Origin of the sequence: Devosia sp., assembly GCF_035944845.1 — a bacterium.
Taxonomy (GTDB): domain Bacteria; phylum Pseudomonadota; class Alphaproteobacteria; order Rhizobiales; family Devosiaceae; genus Devosia_A.
In genome coordinates, this window is record NZ_DASZAW010000051.1 from 1 (window position 1) to 19204 (window position 19204).

22 protein-coding genes and 1 pseudogene are annotated in these 19204 nt (G+C 66.2%); 9 read left to right on the forward strand and 14 right to left on the reverse strand.

Annotation, left to right across the window (positions count from 1 at the left end; all coding sequences use genetic code 11):
• Nucleotides 1-307, forward strand: a pseudogene (locus VGV07_RS08255) (hypothetical protein); the annotation flags it as partial.
• 183 nt (nucleotides 308-490) lie between these two features.
• Here VGV07_RS08255 and VGV07_RS08260 read toward each other — a convergent pair.
• The 3 genes from VGV07_RS08260 to VGV07_RS08270 all read right to left on the reverse strand — a co-directional run bounded on the left by VGV07_RS08260 (nucleotide 491) and on the right by VGV07_RS08270 (nucleotide 2829).
• Nucleotides 491-697, reverse strand: coding sequence for a hypothetical protein (locus VGV07_RS08260; protein WP_326868220.1), 207 nt, complete (start codon nucleotides 695-697; stop codon nucleotides 491-493).
• Nucleotides 698-768: 71 nt separating this feature from the next.
• Complete coding sequence (locus VGV07_RS08265; protein WP_326868310.1) at nucleotides 769-1581, reverse strand: outer membrane protein; 813 nt, start codon at nucleotides 1579-1581, stop codon at nucleotides 769-771.
• Nucleotides 1582-1704: 123 nt separating this feature from the next.
• On the reverse strand, nucleotides 1705-2829 hold the full coding sequence (locus tag VGV07_RS08270) for a helix-turn-helix transcriptional regulator (RefSeq protein ID WP_326868221.1): 1125 nt from the start codon (nucleotides 2827-2829) through the stop codon (nucleotides 1705-1707).
• Nucleotides 2830-2990: 161 nt separating this feature from the next.
• Between VGV07_RS08270 and VGV07_RS08275 the strand changes: the two genes are divergently transcribed.
• Nucleotides 2991-3449 (forward strand): hypothetical protein, encoded by a 459-nt coding sequence (locus VGV07_RS08275; protein ID WP_326868222.1) that lies wholly within the window; start codon nucleotides 2991-2993, stop codon nucleotides 3447-3449.
• 56 nt (nucleotides 3450-3505) lie between these two features.
• Here the strand turns inward: VGV07_RS08275 and VGV07_RS08280 are convergent, their stop codons facing one another.
• Together VGV07_RS08280 and VGV07_RS08285 are read right to left on the reverse strand one after the other, a co-directional pair.
• Nucleotides 3506-4288, reverse strand: a complete 783-nt coding sequence (locus VGV07_RS08280; protein WP_326868223.1) for an orotidine 5'-phosphate decarboxylase / HUMPS family protein — start codon at nucleotides 4286-4288, stop codon at nucleotides 3506-3508.
• A 32-nt stretch (nucleotides 4289-4320) separates the two neighbouring features.
• A complete protein-coding gene (locus tag VGV07_RS08285) occupies nucleotides 4321-5655 on the reverse strand; it encodes an MFS transporter (protein WP_326868224.1) in 1335 nt (444 codons plus the stop codon).
• A gap of 189 nt (nucleotides 5656-5844) precedes the next feature.
• Here VGV07_RS08285 and VGV07_RS08290 point away from each other — a divergent pair, with 189 nt between their 5' ends.
• On the forward strand, nucleotides 5845-6858 hold the full coding sequence (locus VGV07_RS08290; RefSeq protein WP_326868225.1) for a MerR family transcriptional regulator: 1014 nt from the start codon (nucleotides 5845-5847) through the stop codon (nucleotides 6856-6858).
• Nucleotides 6859-6916: 58 nt separating this feature from the next.
• Here the strand turns inward: VGV07_RS08290 and VGV07_RS08295 are convergent, their stop codons facing one another.
• Complete coding sequence (locus tag VGV07_RS08295; RefSeq protein ID WP_326868226.1) at nucleotides 6917-7384, reverse strand: carboxymuconolactone decarboxylase family protein; 468 nt, start codon at nucleotides 7382-7384, stop codon at nucleotides 6917-6919.
• 141 nt (nucleotides 7385-7525) lie between these two features.
• Nucleotides 7526-7993, reverse strand: a complete 468-nt coding sequence (locus tag VGV07_RS08300) for a carboxymuconolactone decarboxylase family protein (RefSeq protein ID WP_326868227.1) — start codon at nucleotides 7991-7993, stop codon at nucleotides 7526-7528.
• A 107-nt stretch (nucleotides 7994-8100) separates the two neighbouring features.
• Here VGV07_RS08300 and VGV07_RS08305 point away from each other — a divergent pair, with 107 nt between their 5' ends.
• Nucleotides 8101-8967: a sigma-70 family RNA polymerase sigma factor gene (locus VGV07_RS08305; protein WP_326868228.1), complete on the forward strand. Its 867-nt coding sequence runs from the start codon at nucleotides 8101-8103 to the stop codon at nucleotides 8965-8967.
• A 10-nt stretch (nucleotides 8968-8977) separates the two neighbouring features.
• On the opposite strand, the gene VGV07_RS08310 is transcribed toward VGV07_RS08305, so the two are convergent.
• The gene (locus tag VGV07_RS08310; protein WP_326868229.1) at nucleotides 8978-9550 is read right to left on the reverse strand and encodes a helix-turn-helix domain-containing protein; all 573 of its coding nucleotides are present in this window, start codon (nucleotides 9548-9550) and stop codon (nucleotides 8978-8980) included.
• A gap of 147 nt (nucleotides 9551-9697) precedes the next feature.
• Here VGV07_RS08310 and VGV07_RS08315 point away from each other — a divergent pair, with 147 nt between their 5' ends.
• Nucleotides 9698-11122, forward strand: a complete 1425-nt coding sequence (locus VGV07_RS08315) for an MFS transporter (protein ID WP_326868230.1) — start codon at nucleotides 9698-9700, stop codon at nucleotides 11120-11122.
• 55 nt (nucleotides 11123-11177) lie between these two features.
• On the opposite strand, the gene VGV07_RS08320 is transcribed toward VGV07_RS08315, so the two are convergent.
• Nucleotides 11178-11711, reverse strand: a complete 534-nt coding sequence (locus tag VGV07_RS08320; protein WP_326868231.1) for a hypothetical protein — start codon at nucleotides 11709-11711, stop codon at nucleotides 11178-11180.
• 89 nt (nucleotides 11712-11800) lie between these two features.
• Nucleotides 11801-12937 (reverse strand): helix-turn-helix transcriptional regulator, encoded by a 1137-nt coding sequence (locus VGV07_RS08325; RefSeq protein ID WP_326868232.1) that lies wholly within the window; start codon nucleotides 12935-12937, stop codon nucleotides 11801-11803.
• Nucleotides 12938-13057: 120 nt separating this feature from the next.
• On the opposite strand from VGV07_RS08325, the gene VGV07_RS08330 reads away from it, so the two are divergent.
• Together VGV07_RS08330 and VGV07_RS08335 are read left to right on the forward strand one after the other, a co-directional pair.
• Nucleotides 13058-13891, forward strand: a complete 834-nt coding sequence (locus tag VGV07_RS08330; protein WP_326868233.1) for an alpha/beta hydrolase — start codon at nucleotides 13058-13060, stop codon at nucleotides 13889-13891.
• Nucleotides 13892-13963: 72 nt separating this feature from the next.
• Nucleotides 13964-14314 (forward strand): RidA family protein, encoded by a 351-nt coding sequence (locus tag VGV07_RS08335; RefSeq protein WP_326868234.1) that lies wholly within the window; start codon nucleotides 13964-13966, stop codon nucleotides 14312-14314.
• Between the two features lie 108 nt (nucleotides 14315-14422).
• Here the strand turns inward: VGV07_RS08335 and VGV07_RS08340 are convergent, their stop codons facing one another.
• Nucleotides 14423-14767 (reverse strand): DUF2934 domain-containing protein, encoded by a 345-nt coding sequence (locus tag VGV07_RS08340; RefSeq protein WP_326868235.1) that lies wholly within the window; start codon nucleotides 14765-14767, stop codon nucleotides 14423-14425.
• Between the two features lie 197 nt (nucleotides 14768-14964).
• On the opposite strand from VGV07_RS08340, the gene VGV07_RS08345 reads away from it, so the two are divergent.
• Nucleotides 14965-16329 carry an FAD-containing oxidoreductase gene (locus VGV07_RS08345; RefSeq protein ID WP_326868236.1) on the forward strand — a complete coding sequence of 455 codons (1365 nt, stop codon included), beginning with the start codon at nucleotides 14965-14967 and terminating at the stop codon, nucleotides 16327-16329.
• Between the two features lie 86 nt (nucleotides 16330-16415).
• Nucleotides 16416-16742 (forward strand): hypothetical protein, encoded by a 327-nt coding sequence (locus VGV07_RS08350; protein ID WP_326868237.1) that lies wholly within the window; start codon nucleotides 16416-16418, stop codon nucleotides 16740-16742.
• Between the two features lie 232 nt (nucleotides 16743-16974).
• On the opposite strand, the gene VGV07_RS08355 is transcribed toward VGV07_RS08350, so the two are convergent.
• From VGV07_RS08355 to VGV07_RS08365, 3 genes are read right to left on the reverse strand one after another with little or no spacing between them, the layout of a single operon-like run.
• Complete coding sequence (locus tag VGV07_RS08355; protein WP_326868238.1) at nucleotides 16975-17595, reverse strand: hypothetical protein; 621 nt, start codon at nucleotides 17593-17595, stop codon at nucleotides 16975-16977.
• Nucleotides 17592-18215, reverse strand: a complete 624-nt coding sequence (locus VGV07_RS08360; protein WP_326868239.1) for a hypothetical protein — start codon at nucleotides 18213-18215, stop codon at nucleotides 17592-17594. The genes VGV07_RS08355 and VGV07_RS08360 overlap by 4 nt, the downstream gene beginning before the upstream one ends.
• Nucleotides 18202-18987, reverse strand: a complete 786-nt coding sequence (locus VGV07_RS08365) for a MotA/TolQ/ExbB proton channel family protein (protein ID WP_326868240.1) — start codon at nucleotides 18985-18987, stop codon at nucleotides 18202-18204. The genes VGV07_RS08360 and VGV07_RS08365 overlap by 14 nt, the downstream gene beginning before the upstream one ends.
• Nucleotides 18988-19204 lie beyond the last annotated feature (217 nt).

Consider the following 19204-nt stretch of genomic DNA (forward strand, 5'->3'; position numbering starts at 1 on the left):
CCCGACCGCCGGCAAGGTGTACTGGGATGGGGTGATCAACCCGATGCTGATCGACTGGGCCGGGCAGAACCGGGCGCCGCTGCTGTTGATCGGTGGCGGCAAGGACCTGATCGCCGACGCCTCGATGACCGACGCGATCTATCGCCAGCAGAAGCGGGCGAAGAGCATCACCGAACTCAAGATCTTCGATGATCGTTCGCACTGGACCTTGATGGACAAGGGCTGGGAAGCGGTGGCGGACCTGGCGCTCAACTGGGCCGTGGAACACGCCACCGACAGGCGCCCCGCGCTGCGGCTCGCAGCATGAAGGCCAGAAACGCCGGTCCCGGCGACAGGAGTTGGGACCGGTCGACAAACCCAAAAGTTCGCTTCGGCTCGAGGCGGACTTTTGCTTTAGGAAACGAAATCTGGCCTCCCCGGTGGGGAGGATGATTAGGGGATTGATTGACGGATCAGCGGCTGACGAACTGCGATGACCGCGGAGATTTGCCTATTCTCGCGGAGCGTATGTCGCGAGCAGCCAGGCCACCAGTTCGGCGCGATCGGTCGGGTTGGCCGGCAGCTCGGCGGCGTTCGGATCGAAGCCGTGGCGGCGCAGGGCGGCGGCCAGCGCCACGCCGCGGTTGGCGGGGTTGATCACTTCGAGGGTGCGGGTGGCGATCTCGGCGGCGAGGGTCTTGGAAAGGCGTTTGGTCACGGCAGGACTCCGGCGCTCGGGTGAGCGCCGGTCCCGTTTTGCATCTGCGGGCGGCGAAATCCAGCGAGTGCCTAGAAGTGGTAGTTGATGCCGGCCTTCAGCGTGTGGATGCCGATCGGGCCTTGTGAGGCTTCAGCCTCGCCGATCGCGACGCCACTGAGCGTCAGCTCCTGGGCCGGCAGGCTCAGGAAGTTGTATTCGGCGCCGACCGAGAGGGTGTCGGTCACCAGCAGTTCAGCGCCGACGCCGATGGTGCCGCCAAAGAGCAGGCCGGAGGTGCTGGCCGAGGCGGGGAGTTCGATGCTGTCCTCGGGATCATCGGCATCGACAAACGAGAACAGCGAGGATGCCTCTGAGGTGCCGTGGGCTACGGCGACGCCGCCTTTGCCGTAGAGCAGCCAACTGTCGAACGCCACGCCGATACGGGCTTCGAAGGTGGCGATCGCATTGGTCTTGAAGGCCGATGAGAAGGTCTGGTCAAGTGTGCTCGGGGGAACCTCGTCGTCGGTGAAATGCAGCTCCATCGACGTGTCTCGCGTGAAGGATCCGAGCGTCAGGGCGCTTTCGACGCCCAGGATCAACGCGCCGTGCTGATAGTTCCAGCCACCGCGAACGCCGCCGAGGAAGCTGTCGACGCCACCAAAGGATTGTTCGAGCGCGGCGAACAGCTGTTCGTCATTGCCTCCGTCGCTGTACGGAAGCGTCGTCGAGTTGGATGTCGCCGGCAGCTTGTCGATCCCGTACCCGCCATAGATGCCGGCATAGAAGCCACTCCAATCGGCGATAGCGGAATCCTGAGCCAAGGTCGGCTCTGTCAGGCAGGTGCCTACCAGGAGCGCCAGAATAGTTGGTTTCGCGAATCGGAGTTGCATGTCGGGCCTCATGAGCACGGAAAATCATCTGGCGGAACATGCGGGAGGCCCTGCGCCCGCCCCATCGTTCATATGAATGAATTTCACGGTGCGGCTGGGAGCGGCCGGACGGCTGTGGCGCTGGCGCCACAGCCACTAGGGGCCCACGGGGAGGACGCCGAGTAGCAGTGAGACCAGCTGGCTTTGCTGACTGGTGTGGGTTTTGCGGAAGATCTGCGCCAGGTGGGTACGTGCCGTCGGCATGGAGATGCAGCGCTCGTCGGCCGCCTGCTGCAGGGTCCTGCCCGCGGCCAGAGCAGCTGCCAGGGCCGCCTCCTTGACGGTCAGGCCGAACAGGGCGCGGGCCTGCTGTTCGAAGCGCAACGGCAGGCGATCAGCCAGGTCCTGGATGAAGATCGCCGCGGCGCGGGCGACGGGGAGCCCGAAAAGGCTGGCATCGCGCGCCGGGGCGACGCTGAGCGCGGCGGACGGCATGCCGGTTTCCGGATCCGAGACCAGCATATCGCCGCCGGGCAGGCCGTCGGCGTCGCGGCACACTCCGGCGACAAGCCGGCGCAGCGCCTCGCGCTCGGCGGCAGCGTGGGCGCGAAGTTGCCCGCGTCGCGCATCGAGCCCGTATTTCGGTTCGACGAGATAGCGCTCGGCCGCCGGATTCGCCGAAAGCAACCGGCCGTGGCCGTCCACCATCAGAAAGCCGATCTGCAGTGCTTCGTAGGCGTTCGACTTGTCGGCCAGTCGCAAGGCGCCGACCCGCGTTCTCAGCGTAGCAGCATGCCGCAAGGCGGGCATGAGTGCGTGAAAAAAGGCCTCGTCACTGGCCTCGAACGCCGGCCGGCTCCCACCCCGGAGCAGGGTCAGCTGGGCGCTGATGGCGCCTTGCCGGAAGAGGATGACGGAGAGTGAAGTGTGCTGCCCCTGCGGGCGAAACCACTCATTGAAAAAGATGCTGCGCTTGAACTCGGCCCGCGAGAGCACCGACTGATCGAAGAAAATGCTCCCGGGCGGAGCGGCAAGCAGGTGCCCGGCCAGCGGATTTTCCAGTTCGGGATCGAAGATCGCAGCCGCATACTCCGGCGTACACTCGGCCGCCAGCATGTTCTGCGCGCCGGTCGTCGTATCGTAAAAACCATAGGCGCCATGAGACCCGTTCAGGTGGAGCTTGAGGTCCTCCATGATCCCGGCCCATTGGCTGTCGTCATAGATCGTCTCGTAGATGCGGTCTGCCAGACCGGCAATGTCGTCCGAACCAAATTGCTTCATGCCTCACCAGTGGTTGGAGGCTAAAGGCCATAGAAGAGCACGCAAAAGTCGTTATGACAACTCACGCTTTGCTTTGTGAAGTGAACTAAATCTCATCGGTATGAATGATGTGCGCGAAGCCGGATCTCCTCATGGTCTTGGGTAATCAGGAGGTCTTGCCCATGTCGCGTGTTTCCATCGTTGCAAGCGTTGGCCAGTGGATCGCGGCTGCCGTCGTTCTTGGCGCCGTCACCAATGTCGCATTGCCCGCAGCCGCTCAATCCTCTGCTGCTGATCAAACCTGTCGTCCAGCGCTGGGGGACAGGTTTTCGGTCGCCTCGGGCATGCCGGACCGGCGCTGTTGCCTCGTGGTCGAAGAGATGGACTGGTACCGCGCCAACGATGTCACCGGGGGCCGGGTGTATGTGCGGGTCGACGCGCTGAAGGTGCGGCCAATGGCATGCTCGGCGGCCGAACTGGCAGCGCTCAGGACGAGCCCGGGGCCGGGCGCGGGCCCTGATGTCGGCGAAGTGCCGAAGAAAAAGAGGCCGTTCGTTCAGCCCCAGTCACTGCTCTACGGCACTGGCGACGGTGGCGGTGGCGGTGGCGGCGGCACGCCGTTCCGGGACGTGTTCTACTGAGCGCTGCCGTTCCCGGCCGGTGCGACGGCGGGCAACGAAACGTCCGTTGAGTTCGGCTAAACAGTAGCCGCGGCCTGCACGCCGGCAATGAAGGCGGCGATGTGCTGCCGGATCTCGGCAGGCGGGTTGCTGTAGCGGGCCTGGGCGTCGGGGAGGCCGAGATTGCCGCTGATGACGAAGGCGCGGAGCCCGGCCTTGGCGAGGGCGATGGCCTGCTCGAGATAGAGCCCGCCGACCACCTGCACAGAGCAAACGGCGCCGACCTTGTCGTGCACGGCGGCGACAGTATCGGCGAGGTAGCTCGAATGGAACAGGCTGGGGTCGGCGCGGCGGGCATCGAGCTGCAGGTGGGCGCCGATGCCGTCGACGCCGGCATCGAGCATGCGCTGAGCAACTTCGACGGCGGTGTTGGCCGGACCCTGATGCGGCAACAGGATATCGGCAAACACCAGGTGCGGCTGTTCGGGATTGGCGCGGCGGTACTCATCGCGGACAGCGCAAATGTTGCGGGCGCTGGCCTCGCCGGCGATGGCGAGGAAATCGATGATGTTGCCGCCACCTTCGAACACCGAGCGGGCTTCGAAGCCGCCGCCATCCATGGTCTTCATGTCGGCCAGCAACAAGGCGTCGGGGAAGCGGGCCCGGAAGGCGGGGACGACGTGCCTGACGCCTTCGGTCTTGAGCAGCGGGGTGCCCATTTCGACGAGGTCGACTCCGGCCGCCAGGGCGGCTTCGGCGACAGTGAGCCCGAGCGGCAGGTTGTCGGTATCGACCGAGATCTGGAAGCTAAGGCTGGTCTTCAGGCGGTCGATGACGCGCGTGGATGCGGGCGTTGACATGGTGCTGTCGGATCCTCGTTGGAGAACACCGGCTACTGGGCCGGCGCGGCTTCAGGTGCGCCCATGCTGGGGCGGGCATAGACGGCGGAAAGCTGGCGGTAGTACTTCGAGCGGAAGGCGATGATGGTGATCACCACGCCGACGATGCCGGCAAGGGTGAAAACCAGGGCAATGCCGCGGGCCTGGCCGGTGCCGAACCAGCCGCCGATCAGCTCGGCGCCAAGCCCGGCGGTCATGAACGGAATGAAGACGAACTCGGCGAGGGGGCCGATGAGGAAGGCGGTGAGCGGCGACGCGGATTGCTCGACCGACTGGGCGAAGCCGAAGACGCGACCCTGCCGCTCGGGTGGCACCACCTTCTGCAGCGTGGTGTGCTCGGCCGCTTCGGCATAAGGACCGAGCAGCATCCAGACGAACATGCCGGCGCCCAGTAGCCAGATCGAGGACTGGATGGTGAAGACGCAGCACACCGACCAGGAGACCAGGTTGACCAGCAGCAGGGTGCGGAGCGGCTTCTTGCCCAGCCCGGTCTTGGCGATGATCAGCCCGGAAATGATGAAGGCGGTAGAGAGCACGCCGAACAACAGGCCCCAGATTTCGACCGAGACCAGCGACAGGCCATAGGCATCGAGCAGCGCCATGAAGATGCCGCCGAGGAAGTTGTTGAACGTGGCGAACAGAATCAGGGCGAACAGGCCGGGAACGGCGGCGATGACCTTGATGGTGCCCTTGAGATCAACCCGCTTCGGCTCGGCCGGGGTCTCAGGATCCGGCACGGCGCGGCCTTCGTCGATCGTAACGAAGCTCAGGTGGGCGAAGGCGAGGGCGGTGAACACCAGCGCCAGCACCATCACGGCCAGCATGCCGCCAAAGGCGACGAGGAAGCCCGAGATCACCGAGGTGGTGAGAAAGCCGATGCCGCCGACCATGCCGACAAGGCCGTTGGCCTTGTCGCGACGATCCTCGGGAATCAGCACGGTGACGAGGGTGGGAAGCGCAATCGAGCGGATATTGCCGGCGATGACGCCGAGCATGACCAGGAAGACGAAGATCCAGAGGAAGCCGTCGTAGGGGTTGGTGAAGCTCTCGGCCGGGGCCAGCAGCAGCACAGCCAGCGCCAGGACATAGAAGATGGCCGAGACGACGCTCGAGCCCAGCATCGCCAGCTTTTTCGAGTTGTGATCGACGATCGAGCCGAACCAGATGCCGAAGGCGGCGGTGAACACCAGGTAGACGCCGGCGATCATGCCGGTGGCGAACACCGAATGGGTCTCGAGATAGACCCAGAAGGTCAGCGCGAACCACACGGTGAAGTTGGTGACGTTGGCAACGAGGTTGTTGCCGAGGATCTGGTGGAAGGGACTCATCGGGGAAACCGGGGTTGGGATGAATGCGTAACGCATATCGGCGCCAAACGGAAACCGCCGCCCGTTGCAAGTGGTTGCTTGGACGGTTGGGCGCAAGTTTGCGGGCACCAGCAAGAGGGACAGGCCCTGTTGACTCGGCCCCTGGGACCGCCCCGATAGAGGAGCGGTCAAGCAATGACGGGGTGATTCATGGGTTCCTCGACTGAGTTTCTGAACGCATCCGATGCCGCGAGCCGGCTCGGCGTTTCCGCCAAGGCGCTGCGGCTTTACGAGCAGCGCGGGCTGCTCGTGCCGGTGCGCACCGCGGCGGGGTGGCGAACATATGGGCCCGAGCAGATGGCTCGGGCCGGCGAGATCGTGGCGATGCGGGCGCTGGGATTGAGCCTGGCGCAGGCCAAACGCGTGCTGGGGGGCGATCCGCGCGGGCTCGATGCGGCGCTGGCGACGCATCAGTCGGTTCTCGAAGGCCGCATGCTGGAACTCTCCGGCATGATGGAGCGGCTGCGGCAGCTGCGCGACAGGCTGCGGCGGGGCGAAGCGCCGGCAAGGGGCGAGCTCGTGGGCCTCGTGACGCCAGCAACAGCTGGCGTCGGGTTCGAGCTGCCGTGGCCATGGGGTGGCGAGCGGTTCGAACTCGGCCCTGCGAGGGCATTGACCTACATCATCGGGCCGCTGGGCAGTGGCAAGACCAGGCTGGCGCAGAAGATCGCCGAGGTGCTGCCGGGAGCGCTGTTTCTCGGGATGGACCGGCTGGTTGACGGGCTGGGTGCGTCGGCGCGCCTCGAGACCGACGCCGCGCTGCGCGAGCGCGTCGAGCGAACGCTGGCGTGGCTGGTCGAAGATGGGGCGGTGGCGTCCGATGCACTGACGGCGCTTTGCGCCGGGCTCGAGACGGATTGGCCGACGGCCGTGGTGATCGACATGCTCGAGGAGGGGCTCGAGCAGGCGTCGCAGGAGGCGGTGGTGGCATATTTGCGGCATCGCGGGGCGGGGGCGCGGCCGGTGTTCGCGATGACGCGGTCAAACGCCGTCCTCGATCTTGCGGCGGTGGGGCCGGACGAGGCGATCATCCTCTGTCCGGCAAACCACAGCCCGCCGACGCTGGTGGCGCCCTACCCAGGGGCGACCGGCTATGAGGCGGTGGCGACATGTCTCGCGACGCCCGACGTGCGGGCGCGTGTCGCACGGCCGCAGGTCGCCTGAAGGGGGCATGATGGGTTGGTCAGCCGGATGACCGGCCGGCCGCGGCCCCGCGGCGGGTTCAGGCGGCCGGCTTTGCGGGCTCGGCCACCTGCCCGGTGGCGACGTGCAGCCGGTTCCACAGGTTCACCAGGCCGAGCGACAGCAGCATGGCGGCGAGCACCGGTTCGTCATAGTGACGGCGGGCTTCATTCCAGATTTCGTCGGGCACCGGATCGGCACGGTCGTCGAGCCGGGTAACGGCCTCGGTCAGCGCCAGGGCGGCACGTTCGGGCTCGGTGAACCACGGTGTGTTGCGCCACGAGGCAACCGAGATGATGCGGTCCTCCGAGGTTTCGCCGGCAGCGCGGGCGAGGCGCGGGTGGAGGTTGACGTTGTTACCGTCGCCGTTGATCTGGCTGGCGCGCAGATGCATCAGCTCGAGCAAGCCGAGCGGCACGCCGGGGACGGCCTTGCTGGCTTTGCTGAGGGAGATGAGGCTGTCCATGGCGCCGGGGACGGCGAAGGCGGGGTGGGCGATACGGGGCATCTTTGGGCTTCCTTGTCGGATTGAAACGGAGAGTCTGGCCGCCCCCTCCACCAAGCTTTGCTTGTCCCCCAACGGTGAGCGCCCAAGGCGCTCATCCGTGACCCCGCACGCGGGGGAGGATCAAGAAGGAGGGCTTCGCCTTCAGGCGGCGGCTTTCCAGGCGCCGGCGATCTGGCGGGTGGCGGCGTTGAGGCGGTTCCAGATGTTGATCATGCCGATCGAGAGGACGAGCGAGGCGAGGGCCGGCTCGTCGAAATGGGCGCGGGCTTCATCCCAGATGGCGTCGGGGACCGGGTCGGCGCGGTCGCTGAGCCGGGTGACGGCCTCGGTGAGTGCCAGGGCGGCGCGCTCGGGGCCGGTGAACCACGAGGTCTCGCGCCAGGCGGCGACGGCGATGATGCGGCGGTCGGTATCGCCGAGCTTCTTCAGATCGGCGGCGTGCAGGTCGACGCAGACGGAACAGCCGTTGATCTGGCTGGCGCGCAGGTGCACGAGGGCGTGCAGCTGATGCGAGACGGCCGGGTTGGCCTGGGCGGCCTGGCTGATCGCCTGCAGGGCCGACATGGCGCCGGGGACGGCGAAGGCGGGGTTGGTCATACGCGATTGCATTTTTGGGCTCCGGTTTTCATGGTGACGGCGAATTCTCGGCCGGGCTGTCACAGCGGGCCGCTGTCGTTCGTCACTGCGATGACGGAGCGCGCTCGGGGAATGTGACGATGGACGACAAGAAAATTCTGGCCAGCCGGTTCGAGGCGGAGCGCGGGCATCTGAAGCGGGTGGCGTATCGGATGCTCGGCTCGGCCAGCGAGGCCGAGGATGCGGTACAGGAGGCGTGGCTCCGGCTCAGCCGCTCGGATGCCAGCACGGTCGGCAACCTTGCGGGCTGGCTGACCACGGTGGTGGCGCGGATTTGCCTCGACATGCTGCGCTCGCGCAAGTCACGGCGGGAAGAGCCGCTGGAGCAACCGGCAGCCGAGACGCTGGCCGATGGCGACGACCCGGAGCAGGACCTCGTCATGGCCGATTCGCTGGGGGTGGCGCTGCTGGTGGTGCTGGAGACCTTGCCGCCGCCCGAGCGGGTGGCGTTCGTGCTGCACGATATGTTCGACCTGCCATTCGATGAGATTGCGCCGATCGTCGGCCGCACGACCGATGCGGCGCGCCAGCTGGCGAGCCGGGCGCGGCGGCGGGTGAAGGGCGGCAGCGAAACCATCGAGCCGAGCCGCGAACGGCACCGCGCCGTGGTCGAGGCCTATCTTAAGGCATCGCGGAGCGGCGACCTTGCGGCGCTACTCGCAGTGCTGGATCCCGAGGTGGTGCTGCGCGCCGACCAAAGCGCGGTGCCGACCGGGATCGCGCTGGTGGCGCAGGGCGCCGAGGTTGTGGCAAGGCGGGCGTTGTCCGGCTTCATGCCAGAAGCTCAACTGGCGCTGGTCGACGGCGTAGCGGCGATCGTCGTGCTGCGCGAGGACGTAGCTTTCCGGGTGCTGCGTTTCACCGTCAGCGCCGGCCGAGTTACCGGGATCGAAGTACTGGCCGATGCCGACCGCCTGGCCGACCTTGAGATCTTGCTGTTGAACTGAGCCTATCGGGTCAGGCGGCGCGCTTCAGGCCATCGAGGGCGATGGCGAGGATGCGGTCACGCTGCTCCTCGGTGGTCGAGCCAATGCCGGCAATGCCGGCGACGAGGCGAATGACGTCGTCGATGGCAACGTCCGGACGGACGAGCTTGGCCGCCTGGGCGCGCTCGAGCAGCGGTGCGCCCGCCTCGTACAACCCAAGGCGGCAGGCCTTGAAGGTGTTGCTGTCGCGGTTGAGGCCCTCGACCAGCACGCGTTTGGCGCCGACATAGGTGACGACCCGGCGGAGCCAGGCCAGCAGCGCCTCCCACGGCGCGAGATGGGCGACTTCGCCTGCGGCGTTGCAGACGGCGATAACCTCCTCGAGATAGACGCTTTCGATCAGCGCCTCGCGGGTGGGGAAGTTGCGGTAGAGCGTGGCGATGCCGACATCGGCGCGCCGGGCGATCTCCTCGAGCGGCGCCTCGGTGCCCAGTTCGGCAAAGCTGAGACGCGCTGCAGCGATCAGGCCGTCGTAGTTGCGCCGCGCATCGGCGCGGCCGGGCCGGCGCAGCGCCAATTCCGCCAAGGTGGTCGTCTCGGTCATACCTTTTTCTTTCCGACAGGCATTGCCAGCACAGATCGATTCCGATAAACGGAGGAACCCTCCACTTATATGGAGGTGTCCTCCAGTACATAGCCAGTCGCACCGGACAATCCAAGCAGGAAGTGCCGTCTGCGAGACAGGATCATCATGTCAAACGTGCCAAACACGTCCAAATCGTCGTCGCCCAGCCTCACCTTCATGGTGCTGGCGGTCGGCGCCGCATCGTTCTCGATGCTGCAATCCTTGCTGGCGCCGGTGCTGCCGACGCTGCAGAACGAACTCGATACCAGCCAGAGCGCCGTCTCCTGGGTGCTGATCGCCTGGCTGCTGTCGGCGGCTGTGGCGACGCCGATCCTCGGCAAGGTCGGCGACATGATCGGCAAGGCGCGCACGCTGGTGCTGGCGCTGGCGGCGATCGGGCTCGGCAGCCTGATCGCGGCGTTGGCGCCGAGCATCGAGCTGGTGATTGCCGGACGCATCGTGCAGGGTCTTGGCGGTGCGATCGTGCCGCTGTCGTTCGGCATCATCCGTGACGAGTTTCCGCCAGCGCGGGTGCCCTCCGCGGTGGGAATTCTCTCTGCAGTGATCGCGGTGGGGAGCGGGGTGGGCACCATCCTCGCCGGCCCGATCGTCGACCTGTTCGGCTGGCACGGGTTGTTCTGGGTGCCGCTGGCCGTGGTGACGGTGACGGCGACGCTGGCGTTCTTCTTCGTGCCGGAATCACCGGTGAAGTCGGGTGGGACGATCAACTGGCTGGCGGCGGCGCTGCTCGCCGCGTGGCTGATCGCGCTGTTGCTGCCGTTGAGCCTCGGGACGCGCTGGGGCTGGGGTTCGCCGGAGGTGATCGGGCTGTTCGTCGCGGCGGTAGTGCTGGCCGCGGCCTGGGTAACGGTGGAAGTGCGCTCGGCCAACCCGGTGATCGACATGAAAATGATGCGGCTGCCGGCGGTATGGACCAGCAACCTCGTGGCGCTGCTGTTCGGCGCGGCGATGTTTGCGGTGTGGGTGTTCCTGCCGCAGCTGATCCAGGTGCCGAGCTCGGCCGGCTACGGCTTCGGCGCTACGGTAAGTGAGGCCGGCTGGGTGATGCTGCCGATGCTGGTATCGATGGCGGTGGCCGGGGTGTTCAGCGGCCGGTTGGCGCGGCTGGTGCCGTTCAAGCTGCAGCTCGCGGGCGCTTCGGCGGTGATCGCGCTCTCCTGCGTGTCGCTGGCGCTGCTGCATCAAAGCATCTGGGAAGTGGCGCTGGTGAGCGGTGTGTACGGCATCGGGCTGGGGCTCGCCTATGCGGCGCTGACCAGCGTGATCGTCCAGAGCGTGCCGGCCAGCCAGACCGGCACGGCGATCGGTATGAACGCCAATATCCGCACCATAGGCGGGGCGATCGGCACTGCAGTGATGACGGCGGTGGTGACGGCAAGACACACGGCCGACGGCGTGCCGGCGGAACAGGGGTTCGTTACCGGCTTCCTGCTGTTTGCCGGCGTCGCGGCGCTCGCCATGGTGGTGTCGCTGCTGATCCCGGGTGCGCGGCGGGCGGAAGCTGGTGCGGTGGCGGTGCCGGCCGAGTAAGCGTACGGCCCCGGACGCTACTCGATGACAGTGAAGCCGAGCTTCAGTTTGTCGTTCATTCGAGGGTGATCGGGGCCGTCTCGTCGCTGGCGGTCGAGACCCATAGCCTGGCGATCGGCAGCGGGTAGCCCATGTGACCGATGAACCAGGCGACGGTGCCGTTGGCGAGGTGATCCTCGACCACCCAGTCGGCAAGCTGCTTATAGGCGCTGTGCACCGACAGGTCGGCGTCGACCGCAAGGAACCGTCGTGCGCCCGCAAGAAAGATGATGGTGCAGACCGAGTGGCAGGCATCGGTGACCATGGTGTCGAGACGGTGCTCATAGACGTGCCTGGCGATGGCGAGGCCATCATCGGCCGAGCCACCAGCTGAGTTCAGCAGAACGCCCGATGTCCGGGGATGTTGCCTCAGCAGTTTGACGAACTTGAACCAGTCGCCCACTTCGATATCGCCGGCGAGATCGAGGTAGGACTGCCGGCCCTCCGGACTGTCGAGGTCGATGATCGAGAGCTGGGCGGGAGACGCCCCTCCCGTGAGGATCGACAGTGCCGCGAGACAGGAGAGAACGAGGGCCGGCAGGGGTTGCATGGTTTCGTCGTGCCCAAATGGACGACGCCAAGTTAGCAAAGGGCCGTGCCCGCCCGCATGACACAGATGGGTCAATGAGCGCCGGATTCTCAGTGTGATCCGAGGCTCGCTACCAGCGCAACGAGAGCTGACTGTCGCTGCACCCCGGCCTTTTCGAGCACACTGCGCATCTGGTTGCGGGCGGTGTGAAAGCTGACACTGCGCCGCTCGGAGAAGCTGCGGACCGAGCCGCCCTCGAGCAGGTGCTGGCAAAGCGCCGTCTCTGCAGGCGACCAGCCAAAGCGCTCGGCAGCGCCTGCCAGCGCGTCCCCCAGCGGTGACGTGGATCGCCGCAGCAGCATGATGGCGGTCGGCAGGCCGTCGAGCAGGAGGAGCAAGGGCGGCTCGACCGGCGTCTCGTCGGAAACGAACGGGAAGAGTTCGGCAACAAGCGGCGTGGTCCCGGTGCGGATGGTGATCGGGGCGCCCGGCCCGACGGTTCTCCGAGTGATCGCAGCCAGCGCGGCCTCGATTGCCTGCTGCGCCGACTGATCGGGCAGCGCGAGGCGACCGTCAGCGGTTGCGACCGCTGTGGTGTTCTCCAAAAGCTGCTCCGCCGCGGCGTTGGCGAAGGTTATGCGACCGGTGGAATCGAGCAACAGCACCGCCTCGGGTACCAGTTGCAGGGCATCCTGATAATGCTGGCCGATACGGGCGCCGGCGAGGCGGCGCGACAGCTGGAACGAGGCCTGGACGTGCGGGCCGACGGCCTTGAGCAGGCCGAGCAGCCGGGCTTCCATGTGCTCGAGATCGCGGAAGCGGATATTGCAGGACAGGCGCAGGAAGCGCTCTCGATCGCGGAACAGGGTGACGCCGGCGCCGGTGCCGATATCCTCCTGCGGCCGGATCCAGTCATTGTAGAATTCGGTCCGCTTCAGCACGCCCGGCTCCAGGAGGATCTGCGAATGGATCACCGATCCGACCGGGACGCGCGCCGCCCGGGTGTTCCAGGGGTTACGCGCGGCGAAATGCTGCAGGTACGAAGCATGATGATCAGGACTGTAATTGTGGGTCAGGAACCCGAGATTGACGTTGCGGGCCATGTCGTGCCCATGCAACGCGATCCAGGACCGGCCGATCAGGGTCGAAAGATCGCTGAGAACCTCCGACCACCTATCGCGATCGAGGCCGGCGGAATAGACCCGGTGGATCAGCGCTCCGTAATTTTCTTCGGCGATGTCGAGCAACGGGATGCCCTGTCAGTTCGGCGTGACTGTCTTTGTTGACAGTCGGCTATTTGACTGGCCGGTCAAGTGCAGTATTCAACTCGAGCTGCTGCGATCTAGCAGATTCTATGGAGTTGATGCATGAATGTTGCACGTGTCAAGACACGGGCCGGCACCCTGGAGACTGTCGATGCTGGTTCGGGTGAACCGGCGGTGCTGTTGCTGCACGGGAACTCTGGGCATAAGGACGTGTTCGTCCGGCAGATCGAGGAATTGTCGCCGCGCTATCGTGTCGTGGCGCCTGACCTGCTCGGGCACGGCGGATCGGAAAACGCCGCCGACCCGGACCACGACTATACGCTTGGCGGGCACGCCCAATACCTGACCGAGCTGGTCGCAGCCTTGGGGATCGGGCCGGTCGTGGTGGTCGGCACCTCGCTAGGCGGTCACATTGCGCTGGAACTGGCGGCGCGGCTGCCCCATGCGCGCGGCCTGATGCTGGTGGGAGCGCCACCCTTCGCCAAGAGTGCCGAAAGCATGGGCGGGGCCTGGCTGCCCGGGCCGGCGATCCAGTTGTCGGGCAAGCCGGAGCTCAGTGAGGCCGATGTCGAGACCTTCGTTGCGGCGCATGCCGTCAGCGAACCGCAGATGGTCATGGAACTGCGCCAAGCCATACGGCGCGCCGACGGGCGCAGTCGGGCCACGGTGGTCGGAGCGCTGCTGGCCGCGGATGCGGCAGACCAACGGACACTGGTCGCAGGGCTGGAGCTGCCGATCGCGGTGGTGAATGGCGGGGCCGACGAGGCCGTCGACCTTGGTTTCATCGAGGCGGCGCCGTACCGCCGGCTATGGCGTGGCCAGCCGTTCCGGATCGCCGGGGCTGGCCATATGCCGCAAGCCAGCCATCCGCGTGAGTTCAATGCGCTGCTCACGGCATTCGTCGGCGACTGCGCCCAGTCGGTGCCGGCGGAATAGGGCGGAAGTTCTGCTTTCTCCGGTTGGGCTGAGCCGCTACAGAGGCTCCGCCATTCATTTGAGGAGCATTCGATGAGCATCACCCGTCACCAGCCCGGCAAGCGCATGAGCATGTCCGTGGTCCACGGCAATACCGTCTATCTCGCCGGGCAGGTCGCGACCGACTACAACGGCACCATCGAGAAGCAGACCAGCGAGGTGCTGGAGGCGATCGACAAGCTGCTGGCCGAGGCCGGCACCAGCAAGTCGAAGGTGCTGTTCTGCCAGGTGATCCTCAACAACATCGCCGATTTCGCCGCAATGAACACCGTCTATGACGCGTGGATCGATCCGGCCAACCCGCCGGCCCGCGCCTGCATCGAAGCGCGCCTCGCGCATCCGTCGCTGAAGGTCGAGATCATCGCCATCGCGGCCAAGGACTGAGGTTGGCGGCGGCCAAGGTCATGGCCGCCCTCCACCGGCTCGGCCGGAACGACTCGAAGCCCCTCCCCTGCCCCCGCGGGGGAGGATCGCAGACAGGCCGGTGACGAGCTACTTGGCCTTCTTTGCCGTCACCGCCGCCGCCCGTGGTTTCGTTACGGCTTTCTTTGCGGGCTTGGCTTCCGCCTTGGCCTTGAGCGGCTTGGCGTCCTTGGGCGGTTTAGATTTGACGGCGGCCGGTATCGCGCCGGGGCTCTTGCCCTTGCCGGCTTTAGCGACGCCGTTGGCGGTCGCTTCGGCATAGGCCTGGGTGGCCTCCTTATGGGCGCGCGACCAGTAGTGGTCGTGCTGGCCGTCCGGGCGGCCATCGGCTTCCCACAGATAGTAGGCGCGCTGGCGGATGGCATCTTCGCTGACCATCGTGGCGGCGTCGGCTGGTTTCGATTTGGCGGGCATTGTCATTCCCCGAGCCATGGGGCGCGACCGGGATGGCGCGCCAACCCTGAATGCAGACAGGCAAACCTAGCAGCGTGCGCGCCCGACGCGAAGGCCCGTCGGCGCAAGCGAGCTATGAACGAAGCTCCGGGCAGCGCAGTTCCCCGATCAGCCGCGGGCGGCTAAGGTCCCGGGGCCCCAGCCGCGGAGTTTCAGTCATGAGCCGATCATTCGACGCCATCGTCATTGGAGGTGGGCAGGCCGGGCCGTTTCTCGCGGCGCGGCTGGCCGGAGCCGGCCAGCAGGTGGCGCTGATCGAGCGGCGCCATATGGGCGGGACCTGCGTCAATGATGGATGCCAGCCGACCAAGACCCTGGTGGCGAGCGCGCGGGTCGCCTGGCTGGCGCGGCGGGCTCAGGATTTCGGCGTGGTCACCGGACCGGTGAGCGTCGACATGGCGGCGGTGAAGGCGCGGAAGGAAAAGGTGGTGCTCGCCTCGCGCCAGGGGCTCGATGACTGGATGAACTCGACCCCCAATCTCACGGTGCTCCGCGGCTCGGCGGCGTTCCTCTCGCCCCACGCCGTCGAGGTGAATGGCGAGGTACTGGAGGGCAAGCAATTCTTCCTCAATACCGGAGCACGGCCGGTGGTGCCGGAGTGGGCGGCGGGCGTGCCGTACCTCACCAACACCTCGATCCTCGAGCTCGACACCCTGCCCAGGCACCTGCTGATCGTCGGCGGCTCCTATATCGGGCTGGAGTTCGCCCAGATGTACCGGCGATTCGGTTCCGAAGTGACGGTGCTGGCGCGCAGCACCCGGCTGGCGGCCAAGGAGGATGATGATGTCACGGAGGCGATCCGCGGCATCCTCGAAGGCGAGGGGATCCAGGTGATCACCGATGCGCGCTGCATGGCGGCGGAGCAGCGCGACGACGGGGTGGCGGTGCACTACCGGGCAGGCAGCGAGGTGGTCGAAGGAAGCCACTTGCTGCTGGCGGTGGGGCGCGTGCCCAATGTCGAGGACTTGCGGCTGGAGCTTGCCGGGGTGCGGCTTGATGACAAAGGCTACATCGCCGTCGACGACACGCTCCGGACCAGCCAGCCGCATATCTATGCGCTGGGCGATGTGAACGGGCGAGGAGCCTTCACCCATACCTCGTACAACGATTTCGAGATCGTCTCGCAAAACCTGCTCGACGGCGCCGACCGCAAGGTCAGCGAGCGGGTGCCTGCCTATGCGCTCTATATCGATCCGCCGCTGGGCCGGGCGGGGATGAGCGAGGCCGAGGTGCGGGCCTCGGGCAGGAAGGCGCTGGTAGCAGTGCGACCGATGACCCGGGTGAGTCGGGCAAACGAGCGGGCCGAGAACCTGGGGTTCATGAAGGTGTTCGCCGACGCGGAAACGCGGCAGATCCTCGGGGTGGCGCTGCTGGGGATCGAGGGCGACGAGGTGATGCAGTCACTGCTCGAGGCGATGGCAGCGGGGGTCGATGTCGACACCATCATCCGCACCATGCATGTGCACCCGACCGTGAGCGAGCTGGTGCCGACATTGCTGGCGGACCTGCAGCCGCTGAATTAGGCCGCGACTGGCGGCCGGCTGCCATCTGGCGATCAAAATCGGCGCGCCAAATTGACTCTTCAACGGCCCGAATCAATGGTGGGGGCATGGGAGAGGCAGCACTCAGCGATACGGTGATCTCGTTCCGCCTGAAGCGGGCGGAGGAGTTTGCGCGGCAGTGGAAGATCAATGCCCGGCGGTTGCAGAGTCTCGCCAACAACCCGCAGACGCCGGACTCGGTGCGGGCCGATGCGCTGGGCGAAGCGCGGACGGCGGCGGGAATCGTCGGAAAGCGGGCAGCCGATCTCACGGAGCTCGCCAAGCAGCGTGGGTTCTCGGCCTGGGAGTCGGACCCCAAGGTGGCGCCTTTGGTGGTGGAGATCCGGGCGGTCGAACACGCGCTCAGCTATGCCGCCGATGCACTGAGCAAGTAGGTTCCGCTTCGGCTCCACTGCAGCCAGCAGCTCCGGGTCGGCGCCAAGGCCCTGACTGAGAGAGACGAACCCCTCCCGGCCTCCCCCATGACGGGGGAGGTGAAGAGTTGAGGTTCTGTCTTCGATCGTGCCCAGTGATCCGGGGGGCACCTCCCCCGTCATGGGGGAGGATGGGAGGGGGCCGTCTGTCGGCGGTCAGTCGCCTCCTGCCACGCGGTTTAGGTGGGTAGTCTCATTGCGTCACCTGCATCACGGCGGCCTTGTCGGGGAGCTCGACCGGGGGCATTTCGGAGAAGCTGAGCGCGCCGGGGTCGCCGATGGTTTCGGCGCCGTCGCCGCCGCCACTGGCCGAGAGGTTGGCGTTGCCGTCGGTATTGATGGCGCCCTGGCCCTGCTGCTGGGCGGTCTGGGCGGCGTTGGCCTGTTCGCTGCCGGTGGCGGCAAACTGGCCCAGCACCTTGCCGCCGCCTTCGATCTGTTGCTGCGCCGAGGCGACTTCAGTAGCGATCTCCACCTTGTAGGGCACCTGAAAGGCGCGGGGTGGGCCGATGACGATCTGGCGGTCGTCGACTTCTTCGACCCACAGATAGATGGCGCCGGGCAGGTTGCTCAGCTTGTCGGGCTCGACGATGCGGGTGGCGAGGAGGCCGAAACGTTTGGGCATGTTGCCCGAACTGGCCCAGCCGACGAGTCCGGTCATGGTGAAGTAGAGGACGATCACCCCGCCGAGCGTCACGACGATGGCGGCCGCCTTGATCCACCACTTCCACAGCGAGGTGAGGTTGAGGCTGAGCAGCAGCAGCGCGAGGACCAGGAACAGCGCCACGGCGCCGGCGATGACCAGCGGGCTCATTTGCGAACCGCCTGGATCAGCGACACCGGCACGGTGTTGATGCCGCTGACGGCGCCATCCTTATCGAGGCTGAAGCGCACCACGGTTTTCTCGTCACCTTTGTGATCGAGCACCAGCGTGTCGTAGTAGACCACCGACAGCTTGGGATTGATCTTTTCGACCTTCACCGTCACCGGCACCGCGGCGGCGCTGGGGTTGGTGAAGTGGTAGACGTTGATGGCGTAGTCGCCCGGCAGAATGCCGCGAATGGTCACCGTCTCCTGGTTCAGCGCGATGTGATGGGTCACGCCGTTGACGGTGACTTCGTCGAGATAGTTGCCGCGATCGTCGCGATCGAGGGTGACGAAGCCCTTCTGCATCGAGTGGTACCAGACGACGTTGCCGGTCGGATCCTGCACATAGGTGTCGATGTCGTCGTCGTTATCATCGGGCCAGGTGGTGGTGATGATGAACTCGGCATTGGTATCGATGATGCCCGATTTCGCATCCGGCCGGATCAGTGCGAAGGCGACGAACACCATCATGGTGAAGCCGAGCAGCACGTTGAAGAGGATGTCGGTGAACGGCACGAAGGTGCCGTCGTCGCTCTCGGAACCGGTGAAGAGGCTAGGCCCGTCCATCGTGGCTCCGCTCGATCGCCGGCACGACGTAAATCTCCGAGACTTCGGCGATGCTGGAGAACAGCTCGCCGATGGCGGCATCGAGCTGGAAATACTGGAACTTCAGGATCAGCGCGGTGGCGATGCCGGCGACGGTGACATTGAGCGCCACGGCCATCCCGCCGGTCATCCCGCTCAGCGCGTTGCGCAGCGTATCGGCCTCGAACGAGTTGAGGCCGGCGATCGGGATCAGCATCAGGATGAAGCCGATGGCCGTGCCGAGCAGGGCCAGGCGGAGCAGCCCTTCGGAAACGAAGAGGCCGATCTTTTCGCGGGCCCTGAGCTTGTCGGCCACCGAGCGCAGCAGGAGGGTCTGGTCGAGCTGGCCCTTGCCGCGGATCTCTGCCTTCTTCACCAGGTTGCCGACATGGGTGGTGAGGACGCCCGGTTGCAGCAGCGTGCCGGCGCCGGTGAGCACGTTGGTGCCGGCAAGGCGGAAGCCCGACTCGCTCTCGGCCTCGATGGCCTGGCGGGCGCGCCGGGCGGCGATCAGTTCGCGGCTGATGTCGATGGCCTGCATCAGACAGTGGAGGCTGGTGATGACGAAGATGGCGAAGATCAGCAGCGAGATGCGGGTGTGGTCCGCTTGCAGGACGGAACTCAGAAAGCCCATCTGCCACAGCGTCAGCAAGCCGATCGCCACCAGCATGTTGACGATCAGCCAGCGCAGGACCGGGGTGTAGTCGCGCCTTTCGCTTGCTGGTCCGATGACCGCCGCCTTTACGTCGTCCAAGATCCGTTCCTCCAGACCCGGCGGCTCGTCTCGTCCGGGACGGTGAGCACATCTTTTCAGGTTGCTGCCACCGCTAGCATGGCCGGCCAATCGTCTCTGCCTATGCATCGCATTGGAAATGCCAACATCCCCGGCGAGGCGCGACAAAGTGACGATTGCTGCGCGGCGCGGCTGCGTTCACGCTAACGGCGGGCGCGGCAATCGCCCCATGGTGGTC

What these genes read in the sequence shown, in the direction of transcription:
- VGV07_RS08265 (WP_326868310.1), bottom strand. Translation starts at nt 1,581, where the DNA reads ATGAGGCCCGACATGCAACTCCGATTCGCGAAACCAACTATTCTGGCG.
- VGV07_RS08270 (WP_326868221.1), bottom strand. Translation starts at nt 2,829, where the DNA reads ATGAAGCAATTTGGTTCGGACGACATTGCCGGTCTGGCAGACCGCATC.
- VGV07_RS08275 (WP_326868222.1), top strand. Translation starts at nt 2,991, where the DNA reads ATGTCGCGTGTTTCCATCGTTGCAAGCGTTGGCCAGTGGATCGCGGCT.
- VGV07_RS08280 (WP_326868223.1), bottom strand. Translation starts at nt 4,288, where the DNA reads ATGTCAACGCCCGCATCCACGCGCGTCATCGACCGCCTGAAGACCAGC.
- VGV07_RS08285 (WP_326868224.1), bottom strand. Translation starts at nt 5,655, where the DNA reads ATGAGTCCCTTCCACCAGATCCTCGGCAACAACCTCGTTGCCAACGTC.
- VGV07_RS08290 (WP_326868225.1), top strand. Translation starts at nt 5,845, where the DNA reads ATGGGTTCCTCGACTGAGTTTCTGAACGCATCCGATGCCGCGAGCCGG.
- VGV07_RS08295 (WP_326868226.1), bottom strand. Translation starts at nt 7,384, where the DNA reads ATGCCCCGTATCGCCCACCCCGCCTTCGCCGTCCCCGGCGCCATGGAC.
- VGV07_RS08300 (WP_326868227.1), bottom strand. Translation starts at nt 7,993, where the DNA reads ATGCAATCGCGTATGACCAACCCCGCCTTCGCCGTCCCCGGCGCCATG.
- VGV07_RS08305 (WP_326868228.1), top strand. Translation starts at nt 8,101, where the DNA reads ATGGACGACAAGAAAATTCTGGCCAGCCGGTTCGAGGCGGAGCGCGGG.
- VGV07_RS08310 (WP_326868229.1), bottom strand. Translation starts at nt 9,550, where the DNA reads ATGACCGAGACGACCACCTTGGCGGAATTGGCGCTGCGCCGGCCCGGC.
- VGV07_RS08315 (WP_326868230.1), top strand. Translation starts at nt 9,698, where the DNA reads ATGTCAAACGTGCCAAACACGTCCAAATCGTCGTCGCCCAGCCTCACC.
- VGV07_RS08320 (WP_326868231.1), bottom strand. Translation starts at nt 11,711, where the DNA reads ATGCAACCCCTGCCGGCCCTCGTTCTCTCCTGTCTCGCGGCACTGTCG.
- VGV07_RS08330 (WP_326868233.1), top strand. Translation starts at nt 13,058, where the DNA reads ATGAATGTTGCACGTGTCAAGACACGGGCCGGCACCCTGGAGACTGTC.
- VGV07_RS08335 (WP_326868234.1), top strand. Translation starts at nt 13,964, where the DNA reads ATGAGCATCACCCGTCACCAGCCCGGCAAGCGCATGAGCATGTCCGTG.
- VGV07_RS08340 (WP_326868235.1), bottom strand. Translation starts at nt 14,767, where the DNA reads ATGCCCGCCAAATCGAAACCAGCCGACGCCGCCACGATGGTCAGCGAA.
- VGV07_RS08345 (WP_326868236.1), top strand. Translation starts at nt 14,965, where the DNA reads ATGAGCCGATCATTCGACGCCATCGTCATTGGAGGTGGGCAGGCCGGG.
- VGV07_RS08350 (WP_326868237.1), top strand. Translation starts at nt 16,416, where the DNA reads ATGGGAGAGGCAGCACTCAGCGATACGGTGATCTCGTTCCGCCTGAAG.
- VGV07_RS08355 (WP_326868238.1), bottom strand. Translation starts at nt 17,595, where the DNA reads ATGAGCCCGCTGGTCATCGCCGGCGCCGTGGCGCTGTTCCTGGTCCTC.
- VGV07_RS08360 (WP_326868239.1), bottom strand. Translation starts at nt 18,215, where the DNA reads ATGGACGGGCCTAGCCTCTTCACCGGTTCCGAGAGCGACGACGGCACC.